Raw genomic sequence first — 25,289 nt, forward strand, 5'->3', positions numbered from 1 at the left:
TCATGATGTGAGGGCCGTGGCGCGGTCCACGTGATTCGCGCGGTCCATCTCGTCGAGCCAGCCCTGGCGCAACTCGGGGACCGAGTGCGCCAGCAGCTCGTAGTAGGGGTGGTGCGGGCCGCGGTCGTAGTCGGCGCGCGCCACCTGCGCGAGCTTGCGGCCGTGCTGCATCACGACGATTTCGTCGCACACGGCGCGCACCGTGTGCAGGTCGTGGCTGATGAAGAGGTAAGACACGCCCAGTTCGCGCCGCAGCTCCGCCATCAGGTCCAGCACCGCCGCGCCGACCACGGTGTCGAGCGCCGATGTGACTTCGTCGCACAGGATCAGGTCGGGGTCGGCCGCGAGCGCGCGCGCCAGGTTCACGCGCTGCTTCTGCCCGCCCGACAGCCCGCCCGGCAGGCGACCGGCCACGGTCTGGGGCAGCTTCACCAGATCCAGCAGTTCGCGGATGCGCCTCTGCAGCGGCTCGCCGCGCAGGCCTTTGTAGAACTCCAGTGGCCGCGCCAGGATGCGCTCGATGGTCTGCGATGGGTTCAGTGCCGTGTCGGCCATCTGGAACACGATCTGGATGCGGCGAAGCTCGTCGCGCTCGCGCTGCTGCAGCGTGGGCTTCAGTTCGCGGCCGTGGAACAGCACGCTGCCATGGCTGGGCTTCAGCAGGCCCGCCACCGCGCGCGCCAGCGTGGTCTTGCCCGAGCCCGACTCGCCGATCACGCCGATTGCCTGGCCGCGGTACAGCTTCAGGTCGATGTCCTGCAGGATCGGCTTGGCCGGGCGCCCCTGCGCATCCACCGGGCCGTAGCCGGCCGAGAGCTGGCGCACTTCGAGCAGCAGTTCGCGGCCGTCGTCGGTGGCCCCGGCTGAAGCACGCGGCACCGGCCGCGCGGCGGCCAGCAGGCTCTTCGTGTATTCGTCGGCCGGCGCGGCGAGGATCTGCCCCGTCGCGTTCAGCTCGCGCATGCGGCCGTTGCGCAGCACCAGGATGTGGTCGGCCATCTGCGCCACCACCGCCAGGTCGTGGCTCACGTACACCGCGGTGGCGCGGCGCTCGCGCACCACGCGGCGGAAGGCGCGCAGCACTTCGATCTGCGTCGTCACGTCGAGCGCGGTGGTCGGTTCGTCGAGGATCACGAGGTCGGGGTCGCCGATCAGCGCCATCGCCGCCATCAGCCGCTGCAGCTGGCCGCCCGACACCTGGTGCGGATAGCGCGAGCCGATGCTCTCCGGATCGGGCAGCGCCAGTTCGCGGAACAGCTGCACCGCTTTCGCCTCGGCTTCGGCCCGCTTGCACAGGCCGTGGATCACGGTCGGCTCGACCACCTGGTCCATGATCGTGCGCGAGGGGTTGAAGGATGCAGCCGCGCTCTGCGCGATGTAGGCCACGGTGCGCCCGCGCAGCGCGCGCTGTGCGCGGGCATCGAGCGCCAGCACGTCGGTGTCGCCGATCTGCACCCTGCCCGCCGAGATGCGGCAGCCGTGGCGCGCATAGCCCATCAGCGCCAGCGCAGTGGTGGTCTTGCCGGAGCCCGACTCGCCGATCAGCGCCAGCACTTCGCCGGGCTGCACGGAGAAGCTCAGGTTGTCGACCAGCGTGCTGGCGCCAGCGCAGATGCTCAGGCCCTGGACTGTGAGTGGTGCTCCCATCAGCGTGTTCCTTTTTCTCGCGCGGCGCCGCCGGGCAGGTTGTCGATGACGAGGTTGACCGCGATGGTCAGGCTCGCGATGGCCAGCGCCGGCACGATCACCGAGGCGCCGCCCATGGCCAGAGCGCCGATGTTCTCGCGCACCAGCGATCCCCAGTCGGCGGCCGGCGGCTGTATGCCCAGGCCGAGGAAGCTCAGGCTCGCCAGCAGCAGCACGGTGTAGACGAAGCGCAGCCCCAGGTCGGCCAGCATCGGGCCGACGATGTTGGGCAGGATCTCGCGCAGCATGATGTAGAGCGTGCCTTCGCCGCGCGTGCGCGCCACGGTCACGTAGTCGAGCGCGTTGATGTTCACGGCCAGTGAGCGAGCGATGCGGTAGGCGCCGGGCACGTAGATGATGGCCGCGGTCAAGACAAGCATTGGCACCGAGGAGCCGAAGCCCGCCACCATGATGAGCGCGAACATCTTGCTCGGAATGGCCGTGAGGGTGTCGAGGCAGCGGCTGAGCGTTGCGTCGATCCAGCGGCCGCTGGCTGCTGCCAGCAATGCCAGCACGGTGCCGGTGCCGCTGGCCACGAGCGTGGCGAGCAGCGCGACGCCGACCGTGTAGCGCGCTCCTTCGATCACGCGCGCCAGCATGTCGCGCCCGAGGTAGTCGGTGCCGAGCCAATGCGCCGCGCCGATCGGCATGAAGACGTTCGAGGTGCCGGTGGATGCCGTGCTGTACGAGAGCAGCCAGGGACCGAACACCGCCGCGAGCATCCAGAAGAGCAGCACCGCGAGGCCGAGCAGGCCGGAGACGCCGAAGCCTGCGAGCCAGTGCAGACGGCCGCGCTTCGGCTCGGGCAGCGGCGCGGCCGTGATGGAGGCCATGGCGTTCACAGCCGGAGAAGAGGAGGGGGAGGTGGACGGTTCCATGCTTGCTGCCTCTTCTTCAGCGGTGCCGCAGCCGCGGGTTGGCGACGATGCCGCAGATGTCGGCAGCGGTCACCAGGATCAGGTAGGCGCAGCAGAAGATCATTGCGCAGGTCTGCACCAGCGGCATGTCGCGCTGCGATACGCCGTCGACCATCAGCTTGGCGATGCCCGGGTAGTTGAAGATGGTCTCGACGATGATCACGCCGCCGAGCAGGTACGACAGGCTGAGCGCCACCGCATTGGCGATCGGGCCTACCGCGTTGGGCAGCGCGTGCGCCAGCACCATGCGCATCGGCGAAGCGCCCTTGAGCCGCACCATCTCGATGTAGGGCGCCTCGAGCTGGTCGATGACCGCGGCGCGCGTCATGCGCATCATCTGCGCGACGATCACGCAGCACAGCACCAGCACCGGCATCGCGAAGGCCTGCAGCATCTGGCCCAGCGAATCGATGTCGCTGACGAAGGAAAGTGCCGGCAGCCAGCGCAGCTTGACCGCGAACACCAGCACCGCCAGCGTCGCGACCAGGAATTCCGGCACCGACACCACCGCCACCGCCGAGGTCGAGGCCAGGCGATCGAACCAGGAGCCGCGCCACACCGCCGAGGCGATGCCCAGCGCCAGCGCGATCGGCACCGAGAACAGCGCCGTGACAGCAGCCAACAGCAGCGAGTTGGGCAGGCGGCTGGCAACCAGCTCCGACACCGGCATCTGCGTGGTGGCCGAGCGGCCGAGATCGCCCTTCGCGATGCCCAGCAGCCACTGCGCATAGCGCTTGGGCGCGGGTACGTCCAGGCCCATCTGCGCGCGCAGCGCGGCCAATGCTTCCGGCGTGGCGTCCTGGCCGAGCTGCTCCTGGGCTGCGTCGCCGGGCAGCACCGCGGTGATCGAGAACACGATCACCGACACCGCCAGCAGCGACAGCAGCGCCAGCGCTATGCGCTGGCCGAGCAGCTTGAGGATCTGTCGGTTCATGTCCGCGGGCTCATGCTTCGAGCCATACGCTCTCGGCAAAGTTGTAGCCCATGAGACCGCCGAGCGGAATCGGCGACAGCCCCTTGAGCTTGGAAGTGTGGCCGTCGATGCTCGCCAGGAAAAGCGGAATGCCGATGCCGGCGTCCTGGTGGATCATGGTCTGCATGTCGGCGTACATCTGCTTGCGTTTGGCCAGGTCGGTCTCGGCGCGCGAGGCGAGCAGCAGCTGGTCGAACTTCTCGCTCTTCCAGCGCGACTCGTTCCAGGCCGCACCCGACTGGAAGAACTGCGTGAGCAGCACGTCGGCGCTCGGGCGCGGGTTGACGTTGCCGAAGCCCACCTGGCTGTTGAGCCAGTGGTTCGACCAGTAGCCGTCGGCCGGCATGCGCTTGATGTCGAGCTCCAGGCCTGCGCGCTGCGCGGTCTGCTGCAGCATCAGCGCGATCTCCACCGAGTAGAGCGCCGCGGGCGACGCCACCACCGGCACCTTGCCGGTGACGCCGGCCTTCTGCAGGTGGAACTTCGCCTTGTCCAGGTCGAAGGGGCGCTGCGGCAGGCCGCCGAAGTAGAAGCGGTTGGTCGGGTCGATCGGCTGGTCGTTGGCGACCACGGCGTAGTCGAGCGCGATGGTCTTCTTCATCTGCTCGCGGTCGAACAGGTGCTTCATGCCGAGCACGAAGTCCGGGTTGGCGCCGGGGCCCGCGTCCTTGCGCATCACCAGGTCGGAGTACTGGCCCGACTGGGTCACGAAGATGCCGAAGCCGGGCGTGCCCTTCACGCGTTCCACCGAGCGCGGGTTGACCGAGCCCACCAGGTCCATGCCGCCCGACAGCAGCGCGTTGACGCGGGCGCTCTCGTCGCCGATGCCGACGAACTCGATCTCGTCGAGGTACGGCTTGCCGGGTTTCCAGTAGGCCTCGTTGCGCACCACCAGCGAGCGGATGCCGGGCTTGAACTCCTTGAGCTTGTAGGGGCCGGTGCCGATGCCGGTGTTGAAGTCGGTGGTGCCGTCCTTGACGATGTGGAAGTGGAAGGTGCCCAGGATCACCGGCAGGTCGGCGTTGGGCGCGCTCAGCACCACCGTCACTTCGTTCGGGCCCGTGGCCTTCACGCTCTCGATCTGGTCGGCGAGCACCTTGGCCTTGGAGGCCGCGGCCGGGTCTTTGTGGCGCATCACCGAGAAGACAACGTCGGCGGGCGAGAGCGCCTTGCCGTCGTGGAACAGCACGCCCTTGCGCAGCGTGAACACCCAGGTCTTGGCATCCTTGGTGGTGAACGATTCGGCCAGCGCGGGCTGCGGCGTCAGGCTGCCGTCGAGCGTCGTCAGGCCGTTGTAGATCATGTTGCAGCGCGAGTAGTCGGTCTGGTTCGACTGCTTGGCCGGATCGAGCGTGTCGGTCGCGGCAGCGGTGGCCCCCGCCACCCGGATGCGCCCGCCGCGCCGCGGCGTCTGCGCATGGGCCGACACCGCCATGCCCGCCAGGCTGCCGGCCAGCGTGGCCTGCATGCCGCCGGCCATCAGCATCGTCAGGATGTCGCGCCGAGAGGCGCCGCGTCGCAGCGATGCCATCACGCGAAGGCTTTCGTCTGGGCCGACGAGGTTTTCGAAGCTCTTGTTGCTGCTGTCGCTCATGGTGGGTGCTCCTGAGGGGCCGTGGGGTGGAAGAAATCGGAAACGAACGAAAGAGATGACTGCAAGCCCTCAGGCCAGCCTGTCCTTGAGCCGGTAATAGACGCCCACCGCCGGCAGGAACCACGGCGGGCCGAAGTGGCCGGGAATGGCGGGCCACTCGCGGCCCTGCCAGGGGTTGGCGCCCGCATTGCCGCCCATCACGGCGGCCATGCGTTCGCCCATGTGCACCGACATCTGCGTGCCGTGGCCGCTGTAGCCCATGGCGTAGTAGAGGCCGTCGCGTTCGCCGGCATGCGGCAGGCGGTCTTGTGTCATGTCGACCAGTCCGCCCCAGCAATAGTCGAGCCGCACCGCGCCGAGCTGCGGAAATGTCTCGGCCAGCCCCGCGCGCAGGATGTCGCCGCTCGCGGCATCCGACTGCGGGCTGGAGACCGCGAAGCGTGCCCGTCCGCCGAACACCAGCCGGTGGTCGGCCGTGAGCCTGAAGTAGTGGTGGATGTTCGCGATGGTCGTATACGTGCGCCGCGCCGCGAGCAATGCCTGCGCACGCTCGGCGCCCAGCGGCTCGGTGACGACGATGAAGCTGCCGATCGGCACGATGCGCCGGCGCAGCCAGCCGAAGCTGCCGTAGCCGCCATGGCGCGTCGCGCCCGTGGCCAGCAGCACCTGCTGCGCCGTGACCACGCCGCGCCCGGTGTGCAGCCGGTGCGCATGGCCCTGGCCGATGCGCTCGATGCGGCTGACCTCGGTGGAGGTGTGAATCTGTGCGCCGTTGCGCTGCGCGGCCGTTGCCAGTCCGTGTGCGAAGCGACCCATATGCATCTGGCCGCTGCGCTTGTAGAGCAGGCCGCCGTGGAAGCGATCGCTCTGCACCTCTGCGCGCACGCGCGCCGCGTCGAGCAGTTCGACGTCGCAGTCTACGCCGTCGTCGACCAGGCGTCGGGCGCTGTTTTCGAGCGCGGCCATCTGGTTCGCCCGCGTGGCGAGCTTGAGCTTGCCGTGGCGCATGAAGTCGCAGTCGATGGCCTCGTCGCGCACCAGCCGCGCCACCGTATCGACCGCCGCGTCGTACGCGTGATACCAGCCGCGCGCGCGCTCGACGCCGACCTTGGCCGCCACATCGGCGTAGTCCACGGCCAACCCGTTGTTGACGTGCCCGCCGTTGCGGCCCGACGCTTCGGCCGCCACCCGCGAGCCGGCCTCCAGTACCGCGACGCGGGCACCACGCCGGGCCAGTGCCAGCGCCGCCGACAGGCCGGTGAAGCCGCCGCCGACGATGGCTACATCGACCTGCGCCGGCAACTCATGTGCCTCGGGGGCGAAGGCTGGCGCCGAATCGGTCCAGTAGGAGTCGAGCTTCATGGCGTGGGGCTGGTGCTGCAAGAAAGAAAGATCAGAGGCCGACGACGCCGGGCAGGCCGCCGATGTCCTGGATCTCCGTGTAGCGGTACGCGGGGTTGCCGGGCCCATGGCCGCGATTCACGAACACCTTGTTGACGATGCCCAGGTCGTCCGCCGACATCAGGTCGTAGCGCAGGCTGGACGACACGTGCAGCACGTCTTCCGGGTTGCAGCCGAGCGAATCGAGCATGTATTCGAAGGCGGTCAGGCGCGGCTTGTAGGCCTGGGCCTGCTGCGCGGTGTAGACGCGGTGGAAGGGAGCGCCGAGCATCGCGACGTTCTTCTGGATCTGGTCGTCCGATGCGTTCGACAGGATCACCAGCGGGATTTCCTTCGCGACCTTGGCCAGGCCGGCGGCCACGTCGGCGTGCGGGCCCCAGGTGGGCACCGCGTCGTAGATCTTCTGCGCGTCCAGGTCGAAGTACTGGATCTTCCACTTGCGGCACAGGCGCCGCACCGCGTTCTTCAGCACCACCTCGTAGGGCTGCCAGGCGCCCAGCACCTCATCGAAGCGGTAGGCCGCGAAGTCGGCGATGAACTGCTCCATGTGCTCGGCCGGAATGCGATCGGCAAAGAGCTCATGCGACATCTCTTTCATGCGGAAGCGCGTCAGCGTTCCGTAGCAGTCGAAGGTCACGTACTTGGGCTTGAAGGTCATGGTCTCGAATCCTTGGGTTCATTCAAACCGGTCGCCGGCCGGGTCGGGTCGCTTGCTTTGGATGGCAATTGCGACAAGCTCATTACGAATTGATTGCAGCACGCAGCCGCTCCGGAGTTGTAGGGAAAAACGTTGCCCGCCGCGACAAAGCTGCGGTTTGAAGGGGGCGTGGCGGCATGCCATGCGGTCTGCCCTCCATGCGTGCGGCGGCGCACCTCAGTGCGTCGCGGCGAAGTCGATGAGCACGCTTTTGAAGCGCAGGTTGGCCTCGACCGCCTGGCGCCCCAGGTCCTTGCCGATGCCCGATTGGTGATAACCCCCGGTGGGAATCACGAAGTCGGCGCTGCGGCCGTAGCGGTTGATCCAGACCGTGCCGGCACTGATGCCGCGCATCGCCCTCAGCGCGCGGCCGATGTCGGCGGTGTGCACGCCGCTGGCCAGCCCGTAGTGCTCGTGCGCGGCAAGCGCCAGGCCTTCTTCTTCGTCGGCGAAGGTCTGCACCGTGAGCACCGGTCCGAAGATCTCTTCGCGCACCGCGGGGTTGGCGCCGTCAACACCCTCGATCAGCGTGGGCTGGAAGTAGGCGCCACCCGGCCCGCCGTCGAACAGGCCGCCGCCGCAGCGCACGGTAGCCCCGGCGTCGCGCGCGCGATCGACGATCTCCAGGATGCGGCCGGCCTGCGGCGTCGAGATGATGGGCGGCAGCGTGGCCGTGTCGTCCCAGGTCGCGCCCGGGCGGATCGCCGCGAAGCGCGCCGCGATGCGCTCCACCAGCGCCTCGGCAATGCCGCGCTGCACGATCAGCCGCGACCCGGCCACGCACACCTGCCCCGCGTTGCCGGTGATGGCGCCGGCGATCATGCCGGCCAGGCGGTCGATGTCGGGCGCATCGTCGAACACCAGCTGCGGACTCTTGCCGCCGAGTTCCAGCGTTACCGGCTTGGGGCCGGTCATGGCGCAGGCGGCCATGATGGCGGCGCCGGTGCGGGTGGAGCCGGTGAAGGTCATCTTCGATATCAGCGGGTGCCGCGAGAGCGCGTCTCCAGTGATGCGGCCATCACCCTGCACGACGTTGAAGAGCCCGGGCGGCACGCCGGCCTCGATGGCCAGCTCGGCCAGCCGCAGCGCCGACCAGGGCGTGAGCTCCGATGGCTTGAGCACCACCGCATTGCCGGCCGCGAGCGCCGCGCCGACCTTCCACGACACCATGACCAGCGGAAAATTCCACGGCGTGATCGCACCGATGACGCCATAGGGCTCGGCCACCACCATGCCAAGGTGGTCGTGGCGTGTTGCCGCGACTTCGCCGCCGAGCTTGTCCGCGTACTCGGCGAAGAAGCGCAGGCCCTCGGCCGTGAATGGAACGTCCCACGCGATGGCGTCGCGCACCGGCCGCGTGGAACACACGGCTTCCAGCGGGCCGAGATTTGCCGCATCGGCCTCGATCAGTTCAGCCCAGCGGCGCATCACGCGAGCGCGTTCACGCGGTGCACGGCGTGCCCAGTCGCTGTGGCGCCAGGCGCTCCATGCGTCGCGCACGGCGGCGTCTACCGTGTCGGCATCGGCCAGTGGAAGCTCGGCATGCGCCTGCGCATCGGAGGGCCTGTGCACCACGATACGGCCGGCGTCGGGCACGAGGCGCCCACCGATGAAATGGCCCGAAGGCACGTGGATCTGTCGCGGGTCGAAGGCTTGCATGGGCGTAGGTTGCGAGAACACCGCAAGGGCGGCGATCGATCCTAGGCAGGTTGGCACAGCATTTGTATGCGTACGCAGGCACCGCACCGCAGCGAATTGCAAAACCCGGGCACGTTGCAGCCGAAGCTTGCAAGTTGCAGTGAACGTCGATTTCGGTCTGGCACCGTGCGCCGATGTCGTCCAAGATGGAAGGAACATCCTCTTCGCTACCGAGACCCTTCAATGCCCGATCAGACCCCGAATGCACCCACCGGAGACGGCGTGGTGCTGAGACCGATGACGCCTGCCGACCTGCCGTTCGCGCAGGCGCTGACCGACCTGTTGCGCTGGCCGCATCGGCTGGCGGACTGGGCGCAGGTGTTCGCGCATGCCGAAGGCATCGTGGCCGAGCGCGACGGCGAGATCGTCGGCTGTGCCCTGCGCTGGCTCTGGGGCGAACGCCACGCCACCCTCGGCCTCGTGGTCGTGACGCCAGCCTGCCAGGGCCGGCGCATCGGACACCGTTTAATGAGCGCGCTGCTCGACGGCCTGGAAGACCGCACGGTGCTGCTGCATGCCACCGCCGAAGGTCGCGGCCTCTACGAGCGGCTGGGGTTCGTGCGCACCGGCGAATTGCGGCAGCACCAGGGCATCGCGCAGTCGGCGCCGCTGGTGGCCTTGCAGCCAGGCTGGCGTCTGCGGCCTGCCGGTGTTCACGAGGCAGCAGCGCTGCAGGCCCTCGACGCGGCGGCGCGTGGCATGCCGCGCGATGCATTGATTGCCGACCTGCTGTCCACCGCCGATGCCTGCGTGGTGCTCGACCATGACAACGAACCGCGCGGCTTTGCGATGCTGCGTCGCTTCGGGCGCGGGCATTCGATCGGGCCGGTGGTTGCGCCTGATGTCGACGGTGCGAAGGCGTTGATCGCGCATCTGGCCAGTGTGAATGCCGGGCACTTCACGCGCATCGACATCGACTTCGACAGTGGGCTGTCTGAGTGCCTGGAGAGCATCGGGCTGCTGCGTGTGGATGCGCCTACGACGATGGTGCGTGGTGCGCCGCTTGTCACTCCGGCGGGTGGTCCTTCGCTCTTTGCCATCGTTACTCAGGCTGTTGGATGAGCGCTTGCTGTTCAGGGTGCGATCACGCCGACGGGAGTACCCGGTGTCATTCGCACGCACCCTGAACGTGTTCCCAGCCGAGTCCCAGTCAATCATGAAAACTACCTTCCTCTACAAATCCGACCCGGCAAGAGGCCGCCTGTGGGCCGAAGTGTTCAGCCGCCGCTCACCAGACATCGACTTCCGCATCTGGCCCGACATCGGCGACCCAGCGCAGGTGCGCTTCCTCGCAGCCTGGGAGCCGCCGGAAGATCTGGCGACGCGCTTTCCCAATCTGGAAGTGCTGTTTTCTTCCGGCGCGGGCGTCGATCAGTTCGACTTCGCAGCGCTTCCGGCCTCGTTGCCAATCGTGCGCATGGTGGAGCCCGGCATCGTGCGCGGCATGGTCGAGTACGTGACGCATGCTGTGCTTGGCCTGCATCGCGACATGCCGCAATACCGGCGCCAGCAGCAGGAGGGCCTGTGGAGGCCGCTGCCCGTGCGGCCCGCTGGTGAACGGCGCATCGGCGTGCTCGGATTGGGCTCGCTCGGGCAGGCCGTGCTGGCGCAGCTTGTTGCGCTGGGCTTCGACTGCGCAGGATGGAGCCGTTCGCGGCACGAGGTCGACGGCGTGCAATGCCATGCCGGCGCCGATGAGCTGCCGGCCTTTCTGGCGCGCACCGACATCCTCGTGTGCCTGCTGCCTCTGACCGATTCGACACGCGGCTTTCTCGATGCGCGGCTGTTTTCGTTGCTGCCCACGGGCGCCGGGCTGGTGCATGTGGGGCGCGGGCCGCAGCTTGTGGATGCCGACCTGCTGGCCGCGCTCGCAAGCGGACAGATCGGCGATGCGGTGCTCGACGTGACCGACCCCGAGCCGCTGCCGCTGGAGCACGCCTTCTGGCGCCATCCGCGCATCCAGCTCACGCCGCACATCGCGAGCATGACGCAGCCGCTGAGCGCGGCGGAAGTGGTGCTCGACAACCTCGAGCGCTTCGAAGCCGGCGAGCCGATGCTCGGGCTGGTCGACCGCGCGCGTGGGTATTGAAGACGGGAAGAAGGAAGACCGACCGCACGATCTGCTGCGTGCCATGCACACAACCGCAGCCTGCTTTGTGCGGCACCCCCAAAGCAGCACCACCTCGTGCGGTGCGCCGCCTAAGCTGAGGGCATCGAAAGCTCCTTCGCTCTCGCTCCCTCCAACACCGTCATGACGCACCCCACCGCATTGCCCCACCAAGCCGCGCTCGACGCAATCGACCGCGCGCATCTGATCCACCCCGTCTCGCCCTGGCGCGTGCACGAGCAGCGCGGCCCCACCGTGCTGTCTTCGGGCCGTGGTGCCTGGCTGACCGACGGCAACGGCCACGAACTGCTCGACGCCTTTGCGGGCTTGTGGTGCGTGAACGTGGGCTACGGGCAGGAGAGCGTGGTGCAGGCCGCCACCGAGCAGATGCGCAAGCTGCCGTACGCAACCGGCTACTTCCACTTCAGCAGCGAGCCGGCCATCCGCCTTGCTGAAAAACTGGTGCAGATCACGCCCGCCTCGCTGACCCGCGTGTACCTCACGCTGGGTGGCTCCGAGGCGGTCGATGCCGCCGTGCGCTTCATCGTGCAGTACTACAACGCGACCGGCCGGCCGTCGAAGAAGCAGTTCATTTCGCTGGAGCGCGGCTACCACGGCTCGTCGTCCACCGGCGCGGGCCTCACGGCGCTGCCGGCCTTTCATCGCGGCTTCGACCTGCCGCTGCCCACGCAGCACTACATTGCGTCGCCTTACGCCTATCGCCATGCCGACGGCGCCGACCCGCAGGCGCTGATCGCCTCGTCGGTCGCGGCCTTGCGCGCCAAGGTGGCCGAGCTGGGCGCGGACAACGTGGCTGCCTTCTTCTGCGAACCCATCCAAGGCTCGGGCGGCGTCATCGTGCCGCCCAAGGGCTGGCTGAAGGCCATGCGCGAGGCCGCGCGTGAGCTCGACATCCTCTTCGTCGTGGACGAAGTCATCACCGGCTTCGGCCGCACCGGACCCATGTTCGCCTGCGAAGCCGAAGACGTGGAGCCCGACCTGATGACCATGGCCAAGGGCCTCACGGCCGGCTACGTGCCGATGGGCGCGACCATGATGTCGGAGAAGGTCTACGCCGGCATCGCCGACGGCGCGCCCGAGGGCGCCTCCATTGGCCACGGCGCGACCTATTCGGCGCACCCGGTCGGCGCCGCTGTTGCACTCGAAGTGCTGCGGCTCTACGAGGAAGGCGGCATCCTTGCCAACGGCCAGCGCGGCGCGGCGCACTTCGCCGCCGGGCTCGATGCGCTGCTCGCGCATCCGCTGGTGGGCGATTCACGCCACCGCGGCCTGCTGGGCGCGCTGGAGCTGGTGAGCGACAAGGCCAGCAAGCGCCGTTTCGATGCGGCGCTGGGGCTGTCCGATCGCATCTTCGCCGCCGGCTACCGCAACGGGCTGGTGTTCCGCTCATTCGGCGACCACATCCTCGGCTTTGCGCCTGCGCTCACCTTCACCGAGGACGAGTTTGCGCAGATGTTCGCGCGGCTGAAGAAGACGCTCGACGAAGTGCTGGAAGCACCTGACGTCCGCGCCGCGATGGCGGCCTGAGCGAACAGGCGCGCAAAGCCCGCAAGACCGGCGGCCAACGACGCAGAATCGGGCTTTCTCTCGTTATCAGGCACCGCCATGTCAGAAGCTTTCAAGATCGACCGACTCGACCTTCGCATCCTGGCCCAGTTGCAGAAGAACGGGCGCATGACCAACGTCGACCTGGCGGACGCGGTGGGGCTCTCGCCCAGCCCCTGCCTCATTCGCGTGAAGCGGCTGGAACAGGCCGGCTACATCGCCGGCTATGGCGCGCACCTTCGGCTCGAAAAACTCGGCGACACGCTCACCGTGTTCACCGAGGTCACGCTGTCGGACCACCACCGCGAGGACTTCGTGCGCTTCGAGGCTGCGATCCGCGAGGTCGACGAGGTGCTCGAATGCCACCTGGTCAGCGGCGGCTACGACTACCTGTTGCGCTTTCTCACCCGCGGCGTGAATCACTACCAGGAAGTGATCGAGGGGCTGCTCGAACGCAACATCGGCATCGCGAAGTACTTCAGCTACATCGTCATCAAGTCGCCGTTCATCAAGACGCACTGTCCGATCGAACGGCTTTTCCCTCACGAGCGCTGACCGGCGCCTTCGACCGTCCATGCCCGAACCAAAGCCTCGCTTCCAGCCGCCAGCCCGCTTCGTGCGGCTCGCGGAAACCGACCGGCCCGCGCTGACCCTGCACATCGACGGCGAGGCCCGCACCGCGCTGGCCGGCGACACGCTGCTGGTGGCGCTGCTGAGCAACGGACGACGCGTGCGCGACAGCGAGTTCGGCGACGGGCCGCGCGCCGGCTTCTGCCTGATGGGCGCCTGCCAGGACTGCTGGGTGTGGACACCGGCCGGCGAGCGCCTGCGCGCCTGCTCGACACCGGTGGAAGAGGGCATGTCGGTGCTTACGCGCCCGCCGGCGGACCAGTGGTTGCCGACACCGGACCTGCAGCAGTCGCTGGCTCGCCATGCGCCGGAGGGCGGGGCATGAGCGGGGCGCCTCCTTCTTTTCCTTCTGCTTCGCCACGCATCGTCGTTGTGGGCACCGGCCCCGCCGGCGTGCGCGCCGCGCAGGCGCTGGTGCGCGCCGGCGTGCGGCCCATCGTCGTCGACGAAAGCCGGCGCGACGGCGGCCAGATCTACCGCCGCCAGCCCGAGGGCTTCAAGCGGCCCTATGCCAAGCTCTACGGCACCGAGGCCGAAAAAGCGCAGGCGCTGCACAGCGACTTCGACGCGCTGCGCGACCACATCGACTACCGCGGCGACACGCTGGCCTGGAACGTGAGCGAAGGCGCGCTGCACGTCGTGCATGCCGGCGAGCCGCAGACGCTGCCGTTCGATGCCTTGCTGGTGTGCAGCGGCGCGACCGATCGGCTGATGCCCGTGGCGGGCTGGCACCGCGCCGGCTGCTACAGCCTGGGCGCATCGCAGATCGCGCTGAAGGCGCAGGCCTGCGCCATTGGTTCGCGCGTCGTCTTCATGGGCAGCGGCCCGCTGCTGTACCTCGTGGCCTCGCAGTACGTGCAGGCCGGCGCGCGGGTGGCAGCGGTGCTCGACACCGCACCGGCCGCCAAGCCCTGGGGCGCCGTGGCCGGTTTGCTTGCAAGACCGCGGTTGGCACTGCGCGGGCTCGCGCTGATTCGCGGCCTGCGCCGCGTGGGCGTGCCGGTGCTGCAGGGCGTGGAGCCGCTGCGCATCGACGGCGACGACAGCCTGGGCGTGCAGGCCGTGGCCGTACGCGATGCCCAGGGGCGCGAGCAGCGCTTCGAGTGCGATGCCGTGGGCCTCGGCTGGCACCTGCGCGCCGAAACGCAGCTGGCCGACATTGCGCGCTGCGACTTCGAATTCGAGCCGCTGAGCCGGCAGTGGCTGCCGCGCATCGACGCCGACGGCCGCAGCAGCACCAAGGGCGTGTACCTGGCCGGCGACGGCGTTCGCATCCTCGGGGCCGATGGTGCCGAAGCGGCCGGCCGACTGGCAGCGCTCGCCGCGCTGGCCGATCTCGGCCATGCACCGGGCCGTGCGCTCTACGACGCCGAGTCCGCCGCGTTGCGTCGCACCCTGGCGCAGATGAATCGCTTCCGCGAAGGCCTGGCGCGTGCCTTTCCATGGCCGCATGCACAGGCTGCGGCACTGCCCGACGACGCGGTCGTGTGCCGCTGCGAGGCGGTGACGGCAGGCGAACTGCGCCGCTGCGTCAACGAGATGGACAGCCATGAAGTCAACCGCGCCAAGGCTTTCAGCCGCGTCGGCATGGGGCGCTGCCAGGGCCGCTTCTGCGGCCACGCCTCGGCCGAGATCGTGGCGCAGGCCAGCGGCGTGCCGGTGCAACTGGTGGGGCGCCTGCGCTCGCAAGCACCCGTCAAGCCGCTGATGATGAACACGCGCGAGGTGCAGGCATGAGCGATACGACGACCACCACCGACGTGCTGGTGCTCGGCGGCGGCCTGATGGGCACCACCGCCGCCTTCTTCCTGCGCCGCCAGCATGGCCTGTCGGTCACGCTGCTCGAACGCGAGCTCGTGGGCCGCCAGGCCAGCGGCACCAACTTCGGCAATGTGCGCAGGCAGGGCCGCGCTCTGGCGCAGATGCCACTGGCCAACCGTGCGCGCGCCGTCTGGGGCCGCGTGAAGGAACTGCTGGGCGAAGACCTGGAGTTCGTGCCTTACGGCCACCTGCGCGTCTGCTACACCGAGCAGCAGGCCGCGGTGCTGGAGCAGCACGCGAAAGACGTGAAGCCGCTCGGCCTCGATCTCGAACTATTCAATGCGGAGCATCTGCGCCGGCGCTGGGGCATCTTCGCGCCCGGCATCGTGAGCGGATCGCTGTCGCCGAACGACGGCCACGCCAACCCGCGCCTGGCCGGCCCGGCCTTTGCGCGGGCAGCGCGGCGCGCGGGCGCGAACATCGTCGAGCAGGCCGAGGTGATGCATGTCGAGCGCGATGGCGCGGGCTTCGTTGCCCACACGGCGGACGGCCGGCGCTTTCGCGCGGCGCAGCTTTTTGTAGCCTGCGGCGCGTGGTCGAACCGCATGGCCGAACAGTTCGGCGAAGCCGTGCCGATGGATGCGCGCGGGCCGCAGATGGGCGTGACGGAGCCGCTGCCCTACGCCATCGGGCCGTCGATCGGCATCTCTTCGCCCATCGAGCACGAGGGCCTGTACTTCCGGCAGATCGCGCGCGGCAACATCGTCTTCGGCGGCGGGCTCAAGGGGCCTGCGCATGCGCAGCACATCCGCGCCTACGTGAAGCCCGACAACGTGCTGCGCCAGTTGCGCGAGCTGCGCCGCTTCGTGCCGGCCTTCGAGCACGTGCAACTGATCCGCGTGTGGAGCGGCATCGAGGGCTACACCGCCGACTGGCAACCCGTGATGGGCCCGAGCGCCCGCGTGCCGGGCCTGCACTATGCCTTCGGCTTCAATGGCGAGGGCTTTGCGATCAGCCCGGGCGTGGGCGAGACGATGGCCGAGCTGATCGCCACTGGCCAGACGTCGACGCCGATCGAGAGCTTCTCGATCGGCCGGTTCGCTCAAGAGCAGACGAAGCAGGCGGCCTGAGGCCGCGGCCGCTTGCCTACAGCGTCATCACGACGAAGACCTTGCGCAAGGTCTCGTGCACATGCCACTCTCCGGTGGTGTTCGCCGGAAAGAACAGCGTGTCGCCCGCGCGAATCTCCAGCGCGGCGCCATCGGTCGGCGTGAATGTGCAGGCACCGGCCAGGATGTGCATGACCTCGGCGTTGGCCAGCTGGCGCTCGAAGCGGCCGGGCTCGCATTGCCAGATGCCGCTCTTGTTGTCACCTGCGCCGGCGAGCTCGACGTCGATGCCGCTCAGCCGGCAGGGTGGCTGACTCAGGGGGCGTGCGGGCGTGCCCTGGTCTTGCAGGCCGCCGATGGTGGCCGACTGGCGAAGGATGGTGATGCCCATGGTGCTCAACGTCCGGCCTCGACCGCATCGGCCAGCTCGGCCAGCGTGTGGAAGTGGTAGTCGGGCACGGTGTGCTTCGACTCGATGGTGCCGCCCGAACCCTTTTGTGCATGCCGACGCTCGATCCAGCAGGTGGTGATGCCCAATTGCTTGGAGATGCCGATGTCGTGGTACTGGCTTTGCGCCACGTGCAGGTTGTCGGCCTGCTTGTAGCCCCAGGCGCCTTCGAAGCGGCCGCGGGCATAGGCGAAGTAGCGCGCGTCGGGCTTCTCGCACAGCGCGTCGTCGCAGCTCAGCAGCATGTCGAAGGGCGAGCCCAGGGTCTTGTCGAAATGCGCCAGCGCCCAGGCCTGGGCGTTGGTCATCGTCACCAGCTTGAAGCGCTTGCCGAGCCGCTTCAGCGCTTCCACCGAATCGGGGAACGCCGGCCATTGCGCGACCGAGTCGCGCAGGCCCTGCGCGATGGCGTCGGTGTCGGGCAAGCCAAGCGCCGGCGCGACGGCGTGCCAGCAGCGCTCCAGGTCGTCGGGGTACCAGCCGGCATTGCCGTCGGCGCGCGCGCGCCGGTAGGCGGCCAGGAAGTCGTCGTCGCTCACGTCGGCATCGGGCGCCGCGCTGCGCAGGTAGGCGAGCATGCCGCCCTCGAAATCGATCAGCGTGCCGACGACGTCGAAGGTGAGGACCTTGAAATCTTGCAGGGACATGGAAAAGCTCCAAGGATGAAGAAGAGGACTTCATCGAGCATAGGTGCGCACCCTGCGGGCGCGGGCCCGAACTTGGGCCGCGTCACGGCACAGGATGCGGTTGTCGGCGCCGCGGTGGCATCTTCTTGCGCGGCAGCGCTCAGTTCTCGCCGACGTGGCCCTTGTGCTGCGGCAGGTCGTCCGTGATCGTGAACCACGGCGCCTTGGAGCCGACGAAGATGTGTGCGGTCGGGCGAATCGCTGGCGCATCGACCAGCGTGCCCAGCGTGACGTGCACGAACTGGCCGTCGCGCACCACCGAATAGAGCAGCGAGCCGCACTTTGCGCAGTGAATGTCGCCCGCGTCCTTCTTGCCGTAGATCATCACCGCGTCTTCGCCCTGCGTAATGGCGAGCTTGCCGCGCTCGATGCCCGCGAAGGGCTTGAAGGCCGAGCCGGTCGCGCGCCGGCAGTCCGAGCAGTGGCAGTTCAGGGCGTAGGCGAATTCATCCGCCACCTTGTAGTGGACGGCGCCGCAGAGGCACTTTCCCGCGAGCATGCGGCCGATGAAGAAGCTGCCTCAGCCCGCCAGGCCCACGAACACGTTCTGCACGTCGTCGTTCGCGTCGATGGCCGCCAGGAAGGTTTCGACTTCTTCCAGGTCTGTCGCGCTCAGGCTCGCCGGATCGACCGGGTTCTTGGGCTTGTAGCCCAGCTTGGCCGACAGCACGGTGAAGCCCTGGGCCGGCAGCGCGCGGCTCACGAGATCGAGGTCGGTGGGGTCTGTCAGGAAGACTGCGGGGTGGCCTTCGCTGGCCGGTTCGAAGTCTTGGGCGCCGGCTTCGATGGCGGCCACTTCGGGGTCGGCGTCGGGTTTGGCGGGTTCGGCTTCGATCATGCCGACGTGGTCGAAGTCCCACGACACCGAGCCCGAGGTGCCCAGCTGGCCCTTGCGGAACAGCACGCGCATTTCAGGCGCGGTGCGGTTCACGTTGTCGGTCAGGCACTCGACCATCACCGGCACGCGGTGCGGCGCGAAGCCTTCGTACATCACGTGCTCGAAATGCACGGCCTCGCCAGTGAGGCCCGCGCCTTTCTTGATGGCGCGGTCGAGCGTGTCCTTGGGCATCGAGGCCTTGCGCGCCTGCTCCACGACCAGCCGAAGACGCGAGTTGGAGGCCGGATCGGCGCCGTTGCGCGCGGCCATCATGATTTCCTTGGCGAGCTTGCTGAACAGCCGGCCCTTGGCATTGGCCGCCAGATCCTTGTGTTTCGCTTTCCATTGGGCGCCCATGTCTGTTTCCTTGAATGTGTGTTGTGCGTGCGGCCGTGTCTGGCAGGCTCCTGGCTTTGCAGAAAGAAGGGCTGGATGACCGGATTGGGGCGACTACTGTAGCCTTCTTCCCATGACTGCTGCACACGAAAACCAGTACCCCACGCCGTTCGAGTCCGGCAACGGCAACCAGACCACCACCTGGGCCGAATGCATCGCCTTCTACGAGCGGCTGGCCGGGCAATTTCCCGGCGTGCTGCGCTGGGGCGAGATCGGCGTGTCGGACACCGGCGTTCCCCTTCACGCCGGCGTGGTCACTGCCGACGGCGTGTTCGATCGCGACACGCTCAAGCAGCAGCGCCGCCCGGTGTTCTTCAATAACAACGGCATCCACCCCGGCGAGCCCGAGGGCATCGACGCCTGCATGGCGCTGGTGCGCGATTTCTGCACGCAGCCCGGGCGGTTGGCGGCGCTGGGCGACACGGTGTTTTTGTTCATTCCCGTCTACAACGTGGACGGCTGTATCAACCGGCAGAACACCTCGCGCGTGAACCAGCTCGGGCCCGAATCTTTCGGCTTCCGCGGCAACGGCCGGCACCTGGACCTGAACCGCGACTTCATCAAGTGCGACAGCCTGGCCGCGCAGGTGTTCAACCGCTTCTTCACCGCGTGGGACCCGGATGTGATGGTCGACACCCACACCTCCAACGGCGCGGACTACAGCTACACCATGACGCTGATCCCGACCCAGCCCGACAAGCTGGGCGGCGGGCTCGGGCAGTTCCTGCGCGAAAGCATGCTGCCTGCGATCTACGGCGACATGGCGCAACGCGGCTGGCCCACCTGCCCGTACATGAACCTGCTGGCCGAGACACCCGACGACGGCATCGAGGACTTCCTCGACCTGCCGCGCTTTTCCACCGGCTATGCGGCGCTGCACCACACCATCGGCTTCATGCCCGAGACCCACATGCTCAAGCCCTTTGCCGACCGCGTGGCTTCCATGCGGACGCTGGTCGAGGTGGTGCTGGAGTTCACCGTCGCGCACGCGGCGCAGATTCAGGCGCTGCGCCGCGACGCCAGGGCTGCTGCAGCGCAGCAGGCGCGCTGGCCGCTGACATGGCGCAACGACCGCAGCCGGCCGGCGAGCCTTCGCTTCAAGGGCTATCGCGCGGTTCGCACGCCGAGCCGGCTCGGGAACTACGAGCGCCTGGCCTACGACCGCAGCCAGCCCTGGGAGAAAGACATCGTGCACTTCGATCGCTGCGTGGAAGACCTGGCGGTCGCGGCGCCCAAGGCCTACCTGGTGCCCCAGGCCTGGCGCGAAGTGATCGAGCGCCTGCAATGGAACGGCGTCGAGCTGCGGCGCCTGGAAGCGGACCAGTTGTTCGATGCGGCCCGGGTGTACCGCGTGCAGAGCGTGACCTCGCGCGCGAGCGCCTACGAAGGCCACATGTTCCATGACCAGCTGGTGCTCGCCACGCACACCGAGCGCTTCCAGGCGCGCGTGGGCGACGTGCTGGTGCCACTGGACCAACCCAACGCCCGCTACGCGGTCGAAACGCTGGAGCCCGAAGCCCACGACAGCTTCTTCCGCTGGGGCTTCTTCAATAGCGTGCTGGAGAAGAAGGAGAACTTCTCGGCCTATGTATTCGAGGACACCGCGCTGCGCATGCTGGAGGACGAGCCCGCGCTGAAGCGCCAGTTCGAGCAGTGGAAGGCGGACCACCCCGAGAAGCTGTCTGACCAGCAGGCTGTGCTGGGCTTTCTCTTTGCGCACGGCCGGCGCCATGCGGAGCCGGGGTGGCGACGCTATCCGGTGGTCGGGCTGATATAGGCAGGTCGCGGCGCGGACAGCAGTTTTTTCCAAGTCCCGGCGGCGCATTGCGTCTAGGCTGCGGTCATCCTTCAACTCCTTTGGAACGACCAGACATGCGATCCAGCGACGCGCAACAGAAGACAGATGCCTTTCACCGGCTGCACGCCGGCCCTGATCCATTGGTTCTCGTGAACGCCTGGGACGCCGCCAGCGCCCGCATCGTCGAGCGCGCCGGCGCAAGCGCCATCGGAACCACCAGCGCGGGCATGGCCTGGTCGCTTGGCTACGCGGACGGCGAGCGCATGCCCGTCAGCGAGCTGATCGCAGCCTGCGAGCGCATCTGCCGCGTGACGGGAGTGCCGGTGAGCGTGGACATCGAACAGGGCTATGGCGACAGCACGCAGGCGGTGGGCGACGTGGCAAGCGCGCTGATCGGCATGGGCGCGGCCGGCATCAACATCGAGGACGGCACAAGGCCGGGCACGCGCGAGCTGGCGGCGCCCGAGGTGCTGTGCGAGCGCATCGCCGCCATCCGCAAGCTCGACGCGCGCTTCTTCATCAACGCGCGCACCGACGTCTACTTCGTGCCCTGGAACGACCCGGCGGCTCGATTCGAAGAGGCGCTGCGCCGCGCACAGCTTTATGCGGCGGCGGGTGCGGACGGCATCTTCGTGCCCGGCATGTCCAGTCTTGAAGAGATCGAACGGCTGGCGGGCGCGCTGAGCCTGCCCGTGAACGTGTACGCGGGCTATGCCGGCGCACCGTCCGCCGATGGGCTCGCGCGTGCTGGTGCGCGGCGAATCAGCCTGGGTTGCGGCCCGCTGCAGTCGGCATTGGGGCTGGTAGACCGGATCGCCAAGGAGGCTTTCGAGCATGGCCGCTTCGGCACGATGGGCGAGGGCATGCTGTCGGTCGGAGAGATCAACGGGCTCTTTGCCGCCACTGCCTGAACTCCTTGGCCCCATGGCGCGTTCGGGTACAGTGGGCGCCCCTTGCCGCAGCCGACCCCGCCCGAAACCAGCTCCCCGCACAGCATCCGCCTCGAGGCGGTGACGCTGGTGCGCGGCAACCAGCATGTCTTCGAGGGGCTGACGCTCAGCCTGCAGGAGACGCGCATCGGCCTGGTCGGCGACAACGGAGCCGGCAAGAGCAGCCTGTTCCGCCTCATCAGCGGACTCGATCAGCCGCAGCAGGGGCGCGTGGTCGTGCATGGCTGCGACACGCAGGCCGACCGCAGGCAGCTGTCGAAGCACGTGGGCCTGATGTTCCAGAACCCCGACGACCAGATCATTTTTCCGACCGTGGCCGAGGAACTGGCTTTCAGCCTCACGGCGCGTGGCGAAACACGGCAGGCGGCGCGGCAGCAGGCGCGCGATTTTCTTGCGCAGCGCGGGCTCGAAGCCTGGGCCGGGCGCGCCGTGGGCGAGCTGAGCCAGGGGCAACGCCAGCAGGTGTGCCTGCTGGCCTTGCAGATCAGCGAGCCCGCCACGCTGCTGCTCGACGAGCCTTTTGCCAGCCTCGATCTGCTGAGCCAGGCGCGATTGGCCGCGCAGCTCGAGGCGAGCGATCACCAGATCCTCGTGTCCACGCACCTGCTCGAACACGTCTACGACTTCGAACGCGTGCTGTGGCTCGAACAGGGCAAGGTGCGCGCCGACGGGCCGGGCCGCGAAGTGTGCGAGGCCTATGCCGAGAACGTGCGCGAGCGCGCTGCGGCAGAGCGGGGCCGCCATGCGTAGCCTCTATTCGGAGCAGCCGACGTGGATGCATGCGATGGCGGCGTGGGTCAAGCTCGCGGTGCTGTCGGTGTGCGGCACGCTGCTGGTGCTGGTCGAGCGGCCGGTGCATCTGGCCGTTGCCTGCGCGGTGGTGCTGCTGATCTTCGTCTCGCTCGGGCCGCCTGCGTGGCGCCGGGTGCGCATGCTGGTCGGCGTGGCGATCGCTGGCGGGCTGATCGTCGGCTTCCACTGGGCGATGGGCACGACCCCGCTCGGCGTGGCCAGCGCATTGCGCCTTGCCAGCGCGGCGACGCTTGCGCTGATGCTCACGCTGACCACGCGCTTCGAAGACCTGCTGGCGGTGCTCGAAGCGGTGCTGCATCCGCTGCAGCGCCTTGGCGTGCCGACCGAGCGGATCGCACTGGGCCTTGGCCTGATGCTGCGCTTCGCCGAAAATTTCTATGTGCAGTGGCAGCGCCTCGACGACGCCTACCGCGCGCGTTCAGGCCACGGCGGCGGCCTGCGGCTGCTGGCGCCGCTGACCATCCGCACGCTGCAGACGGCGGAGCGCGTGGCCGATGCGCTCGCCGCGCGGCTCGGGCGCTGAGCTTCCTTCCTTTTTCTCGATTGCGATTGCCATGACCACCACTTCAGGCTCCCTCACTTCGTCCCGCTCCCTGTCGTACATCGCGCTGTTCGCAGCGCTGATGGCGGTGTTCGGCCTGATCCCGAAGATCGACCTGCCGTTCGGCGTGCCGATCACGCTGCAGTCGCTGGGCGTGATGCTGGCGGGCTGCCTGCTCGGGCCGCGCCGTGGGTTCCTGGCGATTGCGCTGTTCCTGCTCGCGGTGGCACTGGGCCTGCCGCTGCTGCCCGGCGGCCGCGGCGGCCTGAGCGTGTTCGTGGCGCCGGCCGGGGGCTTCCTGTTCGGCTGGATGTTCGGGGCCTTCGCCTGCGGCTTGCTGATGCGCCTTGCCGTGCGTCGCATGGCCGGGGCCACGGGCGTGGGGCTGCTGGTTGCGGCTTTTGTGTCGTCGGTGGTCGGCGGGATCGTCGTGGTCTACGGCTTCGGCATCGTCGGGCTTTCGTTGATCGCCCATATGTCGCTGCCGCAGGCCGCGCTGGCCATGCTGGTGTTCATTCCCGGCGACCTGATCAAGTGCGGCATCTGCGCGATGCTCGTGCAGACGGTGATGCGCGGCATGCCGGGCTGGCGGCTCGACCGCGACTGAGCTACTTGCCGCGTCGCCTGAACACGGTGGCCGAGAGGTAGTCCTTGCGCGGGCCGTGGACCGTGTGGCGGATGGTGAAGGAGCCGTCCGCCAGAAAGCGGTAGCTGCTGTCGTAGGTGTCGGGCGTGCACAGGTGCGTGGCCGAACCGGCGAGCGCATCGCCGTCGCGCACGATGCCGATGGCGTGGAACAGGCGCGGCGGGGTTTCGGCAAAGTGCACCACGAAGCCGCCCGGGGCGCGTTCGAAGAGGTACTCGCGGTGGCCGTCGAATTCCTTGCCGTCGGCAAGGCGGATCCGGCCCTCTTCGCGGTACTTCAGCATCCCTGTCTCGAGCGGCGTGAACACGGCTGTGCCGGTCATGGAGGCCTGGCCCTCGATGGTTCGTTCCAGGTCCCATGCGCCCACCAGCCTGTCGAAGACAGTGTCCGCAGTGCCCCAGGGGGGCGGGGGTGGAAAGGCAGGGGCCGGCGTGCTCATGCAAAGACTCTACGACAAGCCTTGATCTCCCTTTGGAGCAGCTGATTGTTTCCACTTCGTGAACGCCGTGGTTCTTTTCTCTAAGGGTTTTTACTTAGATAACGGCGCACAATTCATCTCACAGACCGGCCCCAAAGCCGATCTGGGTGAACAGGGCCCCGAGCGAGGTGGCCGCCCCCGGAGGGACGGTGACCCACCCAAGACCGGTTCGAAATCATCCAAAGAACTGAAACGAATTGAAGGACATCCAAATGACCGCCTCTAAGCTCCTCTCCGCTATCTCCATCGCCCTGCTGGCCGCTGCCGGTGCCGCACACGCTGAAACGTATGAAGGCGTGCACCAAGTGACCTCGGCCGCCAGCCGCGCCGACGTTGCCGGCCAGGCCGTGGTTGCAGCCCATAGCGCCAACCCCTATGCCACCGGCGCCGACGCAGGCCCCGCTCGCGTGATCGTCTCGACGACCAGCCGTGCCGCCGTTCGCGCCGATGCAGTTGCCGCTGCACACAGCGCTGACCCGTATGCCGAAGGCGCTGCCGCTGGTGTCGCACCGGTCGTGGCAAGCACGGTCGACCGCGCCGCGGTGCGTGCCGCAGCCCGCGCTGCCGCTCGCGGTGACGCACTGCCGCTGTAATCACTCCCCCGACAGGGGCTGAGACAAAAGGCCGGGCCATGCGATGCATGGCCCGGCCTTTTTGCGTCTGGCTTGCTGCGCCTGGTCAGCGCGCGGGCAGCGGCCGCAGCGCGGCGATGAGGAAAGGCGCGTTGTCGTCGTCGGTCGGGTCGTGCAGTTCGACGAACCATTGCGCGGCGTCGCCGTATCCGGAGCCTGCGCTGAGTTCGCAGGCATAGAGCAGCCTTCCTGCCCGCGCATCCTCCCGGAACGCGATGGCTTCATCGCAGCACTCATCGATCAGCGACCCCGTGCCATCGGGCGCACCGACGAAGGACCGCCGCATCAGCCGCATGACGATGCGTTCCGGCGCCACTGTGCGTTCGCCTTCCCGCGCAATGGGCACCGTCGCACGCAGCCGAAGTTCGAACGGCTCGCCGACGCGAAAGCCTTCCCCGCGCTCCAGCGACATGCCTTCAAGCGCCACGCGCACCCGGCGGCGCTCGCGCAGCCTCGTGACGACGAGCAGCACCGCCGACACCGAGAAGACCCCGAAGAACGGCAGACCCACCACCAGCCAGAGCCATTGCCAGCCACCGGCCAGCGCCCAGGTCATTGCCTGGAAGCCGAAGACCGCCATGAACACCAGCACCGCGAGCGCGGCCAGCCATGCGGCCCAGTCGGCGGCCGACTTCGGCGCGCGCTCCGTGGCCGGCGGCGCGCGCGAGGTCCATTCGGTGGGCAGCCTTTCGTCGTCCGGCTGGGCGATCGGGTCGATGGATGAATGGCGCTGCAGCATGAAGAGCCGCCGAGCATAGCCAGTCGCGCAGCAAACAAGCAGCACCACGCCGGTGCGGCTCCCGGCCATGTGGCGGAGCCGCCTTCGCCAAAAGGCGCATTGCCTTGCCACGGCGCATCCTTCATGATTGCGCGGCGCGGAAGGGG

The 25,289-nt window shown here is 68.3% G+C and carries 26 protein-coding genes; 13 read left to right on the plus strand and 13 right to left on the minus strand.

Features of this window, described 5'->3' with window-relative positions; all coding sequences use genetic code 11:
* From ACN9MV_RS02445 to ACN9MV_RS02475, 7 genes are all read right to left on the minus strand, one after another.
* Positions 1 to 1,647: an ABC transporter ATP-binding protein gene (locus tag ACN9MV_RS02445; protein WP_426391207.1), complete on the minus strand. Its 1,647-nt coding sequence runs from the start codon at positions 1,645 to 1,647 to the stop codon at positions 1 to 3.
* Positions 1,647 to 2,519 carry an ABC transporter permease gene (locus ACN9MV_RS02450; protein ID WP_426393139.1) on the minus strand — a complete coding sequence of 291 codons (873 nt, stop codon included), beginning with the start codon at positions 2,517 to 2,519 and terminating at the stop codon, positions 1,647 to 1,649. Before ACN9MV_RS02450 ends, ACN9MV_RS02445 begins: the two co-directional genes overlap by 1 nt.
* Before the next feature lie 61 nt (positions 2,520 to 2,580).
* Complete coding sequence (locus tag ACN9MV_RS02455; RefSeq protein ID WP_093053887.1) at positions 2,581 to 3,537, minus strand: ABC transporter permease; 957 nt, start codon at positions 3,535 to 3,537, stop codon at positions 2,581 to 2,583.
* A 10-nt stretch (positions 3,538 to 3,547) separates the two neighbouring features.
* The gene (locus tag ACN9MV_RS02460; protein WP_093076890.1) at positions 3,548 to 5,170 is read right to left on the minus strand and encodes an ABC transporter substrate-binding protein; all 1,623 of its coding nucleotides are present in this window, start codon (positions 5,168 to 5,170) and stop codon (positions 3,548 to 3,550) included.
* A 69-nt stretch (positions 5,171 to 5,239) separates the two neighbouring features.
* Positions 5,240 to 6,532 (minus strand): NAD(P)/FAD-dependent oxidoreductase, encoded by a 1,293-nt coding sequence (locus ACN9MV_RS02465; protein WP_426391208.1) that lies wholly within the window; start codon positions 6,530 to 6,532, stop codon positions 5,240 to 5,242.
* A 31-nt stretch (positions 6,533 to 6,563) separates the two neighbouring features.
* Positions 6,564 to 7,229: a haloacid dehalogenase type II gene (locus ACN9MV_RS02470; RefSeq protein WP_093053896.1), complete on the minus strand. Its 666-nt coding sequence runs from the start codon at positions 7,227 to 7,229 to the stop codon at positions 6,564 to 6,566.
* 216 nt (positions 7,230 to 7,445) lie between these two features.
* A complete protein-coding gene (locus ACN9MV_RS02475) occupies positions 7,446 to 8,927 on the minus strand; it encodes an aldehyde dehydrogenase family protein (RefSeq protein WP_426391209.1) in 1,482 nt (493 codons plus the stop codon).
* Between the two features lie 222 nt (positions 8,928 to 9,149).
* Here ACN9MV_RS02475 and ACN9MV_RS02480 point away from each other — a divergent pair, with 222 nt between their 5' ends.
* The 7 genes from ACN9MV_RS02480 (at position 9,150) to ACN9MV_RS02510 (ending at position 16,160) form a co-directional block, all read left to right on the plus strand.
* A complete protein-coding gene (locus tag ACN9MV_RS02480) occupies positions 9,150 to 10,028 on the plus strand; it encodes a GNAT family N-acetyltransferase (RefSeq protein WP_093053902.1) in 879 nt (292 codons plus the stop codon).
* Positions 10,029 to 10,122: 94 nt separating this feature from the next.
* The gene (locus ACN9MV_RS02485) at positions 10,123 to 11,055 is read left to right on the plus strand and encodes a 2-hydroxyacid dehydrogenase (protein WP_426391210.1); all 933 of its coding nucleotides are present in this window, start codon (positions 10,123 to 10,125) and stop codon (positions 11,053 to 11,055) included.
* 162 nt (positions 11,056 to 11,217) lie between these two features.
* Positions 11,218 to 12,621 carry an aspartate aminotransferase family protein gene (locus ACN9MV_RS02490; RefSeq protein WP_426391211.1) on the plus strand — a complete coding sequence of 468 codons (1,404 nt, stop codon included), beginning with the start codon at positions 11,218 to 11,220 and terminating at the stop codon, positions 12,619 to 12,621.
* Between the two features lie 78 nt (positions 12,622 to 12,699).
* Positions 12,700 to 13,194: an Lrp/AsnC family transcriptional regulator gene (locus ACN9MV_RS02495; protein ID WP_007828485.1), complete on the plus strand. Its 495-nt coding sequence runs from the start codon at positions 12,700 to 12,702 to the stop codon at positions 13,192 to 13,194.
* Positions 13,195 to 13,213: 19 nt separating this feature from the next.
* Positions 13,214 to 13,594 carry a (2Fe-2S)-binding protein gene (locus ACN9MV_RS02500; protein WP_426391213.1) on the plus strand — a complete coding sequence of 127 codons (381 nt, stop codon included), beginning with the start codon at positions 13,214 to 13,216 and terminating at the stop codon, positions 13,592 to 13,594.
* Positions 13,591 to 15,006, plus strand: coding sequence for an FAD-dependent oxidoreductase (locus ACN9MV_RS02505; RefSeq protein WP_426391214.1), 1,416 nt, complete (start codon positions 13,591 to 13,593; stop codon positions 15,004 to 15,006). Before ACN9MV_RS02500 ends, ACN9MV_RS02505 begins: the two co-directional genes overlap by 4 nt.
* Positions 15,003 to 16,160: an NAD(P)/FAD-dependent oxidoreductase gene (locus ACN9MV_RS02510; RefSeq protein WP_426391215.1), complete on the plus strand. Its 1,158-nt coding sequence runs from the start codon at positions 15,003 to 15,005 to the stop codon at positions 16,158 to 16,160. Before ACN9MV_RS02505 ends, ACN9MV_RS02510 begins: the two co-directional genes overlap by 4 nt.
* A 16-nt stretch (positions 16,161 to 16,176) precedes the next feature.
* Here ACN9MV_RS02510 and ACN9MV_RS02515 read toward each other — a convergent pair whose 3' ends face one another.
* The 4 genes from ACN9MV_RS02515 to ACN9MV_RS02530 all read right to left on the minus strand — a co-directional run bounded on the left by ACN9MV_RS02515 (position 16,177) and on the right by ACN9MV_RS02530 (position 18,507).
* Positions 16,177 to 16,530 carry a cupin domain-containing protein gene (locus tag ACN9MV_RS02515; RefSeq protein ID WP_426391216.1) on the minus strand — a complete coding sequence of 118 codons (354 nt, stop codon included), beginning with the start codon at positions 16,528 to 16,530 and terminating at the stop codon, positions 16,177 to 16,179.
* A gap of 5 nt (positions 16,531 to 16,535) precedes the next feature.
* Positions 16,536 to 17,234 carry an HAD-IA family hydrolase gene (locus ACN9MV_RS02520; RefSeq protein ID WP_093076906.1) on the minus strand — a complete coding sequence of 233 codons (699 nt, stop codon included), beginning with the start codon at positions 17,232 to 17,234 and terminating at the stop codon, positions 16,536 to 16,538.
* A 139-nt stretch (positions 17,235 to 17,373) separates the two neighbouring features.
* Entirely contained in the window at positions 17,374 to 17,772 is a 399-nt protein-coding gene (locus ACN9MV_RS02525; protein ID WP_093053921.1) for a GFA family protein, read from the minus strand.
* 21 nt (positions 17,773 to 17,793) lie between these two features.
* On the minus strand, positions 17,794 to 18,507 hold the full coding sequence (locus tag ACN9MV_RS02530; RefSeq protein WP_093053924.1) for a YebC/PmpR family DNA-binding transcriptional regulator: 714 nt from the start codon (positions 18,505 to 18,507) through the stop codon (positions 17,794 to 17,796).
* 112 nt (positions 18,508 to 18,619) lie between these two features.
* On the opposite strand from ACN9MV_RS02530, the gene ACN9MV_RS02535 reads away from it, so the two are divergent.
* The 5 genes from ACN9MV_RS02535 (at position 18,620) to ACN9MV_RS02555 (ending at position 23,255) form a co-directional block, all read left to right on the plus strand.
* Positions 18,620 to 20,323, plus strand: a complete 1,704-nt coding sequence (locus ACN9MV_RS02535; protein WP_426391217.1) for a M14 family zinc carboxypeptidase — start codon at positions 18,620 to 18,622, stop codon at positions 20,321 to 20,323.
* 95 nt (positions 20,324 to 20,418) lie between these two features.
* Positions 20,419 to 21,255 (plus strand): isocitrate lyase/PEP mutase family protein, encoded by an 837-nt coding sequence (locus ACN9MV_RS02540; protein WP_426391218.1) that lies wholly within the window; start codon positions 20,419 to 20,421, stop codon positions 21,253 to 21,255.
* A 42-nt stretch (positions 21,256 to 21,297) separates the two neighbouring features.
* Positions 21,298 to 22,044, plus strand: a complete 747-nt coding sequence (locus tag ACN9MV_RS02545) for an energy-coupling factor ABC transporter ATP-binding protein (RefSeq protein ID WP_426391219.1) — start codon at positions 21,298 to 21,300, stop codon at positions 22,042 to 22,044.
* Complete coding sequence (locus ACN9MV_RS02550; RefSeq protein WP_093175283.1) at positions 22,037 to 22,630, plus strand: energy-coupling factor transporter transmembrane component T family protein; 594 nt, start codon at positions 22,037 to 22,039, stop codon at positions 22,628 to 22,630. Before ACN9MV_RS02545 ends, ACN9MV_RS02550 begins: the two co-directional genes overlap by 8 nt.
* 31 nt (positions 22,631 to 22,661) lie before the next feature.
* Entirely contained in the window at positions 22,662 to 23,255 is a 594-nt protein-coding gene (locus ACN9MV_RS02555) for a biotin transporter BioY (RefSeq protein WP_093054258.1), read from the plus strand.
* 1 nt (position 23,256) lies between these two features.
* Here ACN9MV_RS02555 and ACN9MV_RS02560 read toward each other — a convergent pair whose 3' ends face one another.
* Positions 23,257 to 23,733, minus strand: a complete 477-nt coding sequence (locus ACN9MV_RS02560) for a DUF6314 family protein (RefSeq protein ID WP_426391220.1) — start codon at positions 23,731 to 23,733, stop codon at positions 23,257 to 23,259.
* Between the two features lie 251 nt (positions 23,734 to 23,984).
* Between ACN9MV_RS02560 and ACN9MV_RS02565 the strand changes: the two genes are divergently transcribed.
* On the plus strand, positions 23,985 to 24,365 hold the full coding sequence (locus ACN9MV_RS02565) for a helicase SNF2 (protein WP_093053935.1): 381 nt from the start codon (positions 23,985 to 23,987) through the stop codon (positions 24,363 to 24,365).
* Positions 24,366 to 24,450: 85 nt separating this feature from the next.
* Here the strand turns inward: ACN9MV_RS02565 and ACN9MV_RS02570 are convergent, their stop codons facing one another.
* Entirely contained in the window at positions 24,451 to 25,212 is a 762-nt protein-coding gene (locus tag ACN9MV_RS02570) for a hypothetical protein (protein WP_426391221.1), read from the minus strand.
* Positions 25,213 to 25,289: the final 77 nt, after the last annotated feature.

The organism is Variovorax sp. R-27, assembly GCF_049913215.1.
In the GTDB taxonomy this organism is placed as follows: domain Bacteria; phylum Pseudomonadota; class Gammaproteobacteria; order Burkholderiales; family Burkholderiaceae_C; genus Variovorax.

What these genes read in the sequence shown, in the direction of transcription:
- ACN9MV_RS02515 (WP_426391216.1), bottom strand. Translation starts at nt 16,530, where the DNA reads ATGGGCATCACCATCCTTCGCCAGTCGGCCACCATCGGCGGCCTGCAA.
- ACN9MV_RS02445 (WP_426391207.1), bottom strand. Translation starts at nt 1,647, where the DNA reads ATGGGAGCACCACTCACAGTCCAGGGCCTGAGCATCTGCGCTGGCGCC.
- ACN9MV_RS02535 (WP_426391217.1), top strand. Translation starts at nt 18,620, where the DNA reads ATGACTGCTGCACACGAAAACCAGTACCCCACGCCGTTCGAGTCCGGC.
- ACN9MV_RS02485 (WP_426391210.1), top strand. Translation starts at nt 10,123, where the DNA reads ATGAAAACTACCTTCCTCTACAAATCCGACCCGGCAAGAGGCCGCCTG.
- ACN9MV_RS02525 (WP_093053921.1), bottom strand. Translation starts at nt 17,772, where the DNA reads ATGCTCGCGGGAAAGTGCCTCTGCGGCGCCGTCCACTACAAGGTGGCG.
- ACN9MV_RS02570 (WP_426391221.1), bottom strand. Translation starts at nt 25,212, where the DNA reads ATGGCCGGGAGCCGCACCGGCGTGGTGCTGCTTGTTTGCTGCGCGACT.
- ACN9MV_RS02480 (WP_093053902.1), top strand. Translation starts at nt 9,150, where the DNA reads ATGCCCGATCAGACCCCGAATGCACCCACCGGAGACGGCGTGGTGCTG.
- ACN9MV_RS02505 (WP_426391214.1), top strand. Translation starts at nt 13,591, where the DNA reads ATGAGCGGGGCGCCTCCTTCTTTTCCTTCTGCTTCGCCACGCATCGTC.
- ACN9MV_RS02470 (WP_093053896.1), bottom strand. Translation starts at nt 7,229, where the DNA reads ATGACCTTCAAGCCCAAGTACGTGACCTTCGACTGCTACGGAACGCTG.
- ACN9MV_RS02475 (WP_426391209.1), bottom strand. Translation starts at nt 8,927, where the DNA reads ATGCAAGCCTTCGACCCGCGACAGATCCACGTGCCTTCGGGCCATTTC.
- ACN9MV_RS02565 (WP_093053935.1), top strand. Translation starts at nt 23,985, where the DNA reads ATGACCGCCTCTAAGCTCCTCTCCGCTATCTCCATCGCCCTGCTGGCC.
- ACN9MV_RS02455 (WP_093053887.1), bottom strand. Translation starts at nt 3,537, where the DNA reads ATGAACCGACAGATCCTCAAGCTGCTCGGCCAGCGCATAGCGCTGGCG.
- ACN9MV_RS02520 (WP_093076906.1), bottom strand. Translation starts at nt 17,234, where the DNA reads ATGTCCCTGCAAGATTTCAAGGTCCTCACCTTCGACGTCGTCGGCACG.
- ACN9MV_RS02560 (WP_426391220.1), bottom strand. Translation starts at nt 23,733, where the DNA reads ATGAGCACGCCGGCCCCTGCCTTTCCACCCCCGCCCCCCTGGGGCACT.
- ACN9MV_RS02490 (WP_426391211.1), top strand. Translation starts at nt 11,218, where the DNA reads ATGACGCACCCCACCGCATTGCCCCACCAAGCCGCGCTCGACGCAATC.
- ACN9MV_RS02540 (WP_426391218.1), top strand. Translation starts at nt 20,419, where the DNA reads ATGCGATCCAGCGACGCGCAACAGAAGACAGATGCCTTTCACCGGCTG.
- ACN9MV_RS02500 (WP_426391213.1), top strand. Translation starts at nt 13,214, where the DNA reads ATGCCCGAACCAAAGCCTCGCTTCCAGCCGCCAGCCCGCTTCGTGCGG.
- ACN9MV_RS02460 (WP_093076890.1), bottom strand. Translation starts at nt 5,170, where the DNA reads ATGAGCGACAGCAGCAACAAGAGCTTCGAAAACCTCGTCGGCCCAGAC.
- ACN9MV_RS02555 (WP_093054258.1), top strand. Translation starts at nt 22,662, where the DNA reads ATGACCACCACTTCAGGCTCCCTCACTTCGTCCCGCTCCCTGTCGTAC.
- ACN9MV_RS02550 (WP_093175283.1), top strand. Translation starts at nt 22,037, where the DNA reads ATGCGTAGCCTCTATTCGGAGCAGCCGACGTGGATGCATGCGATGGCG.
- ACN9MV_RS02495 (WP_007828485.1), top strand. Translation starts at nt 12,700, where the DNA reads ATGTCAGAAGCTTTCAAGATCGACCGACTCGACCTTCGCATCCTGGCC.
- ACN9MV_RS02510 (WP_426391215.1), top strand. Translation starts at nt 15,003, where the DNA reads ATGAGCGATACGACGACCACCACCGACGTGCTGGTGCTCGGCGGCGGC.
- ACN9MV_RS02530 (WP_093053924.1), bottom strand. Translation starts at nt 18,507, where the DNA reads ATGGGCGCCCAATGGAAAGCGAAACACAAGGATCTGGCGGCCAATGCC.
- ACN9MV_RS02465 (WP_426391208.1), bottom strand. Translation starts at nt 6,532, where the DNA reads ATGAAGCTCGACTCCTACTGGACCGATTCGGCGCCAGCCTTCGCCCCC.
- ACN9MV_RS02450 (WP_426393139.1), bottom strand. Translation starts at nt 2,519, where the DNA reads ATGGCCTCCATCACGGCCGCGCCGCTGCCCGAGCCGAAGCGCGGCCGT.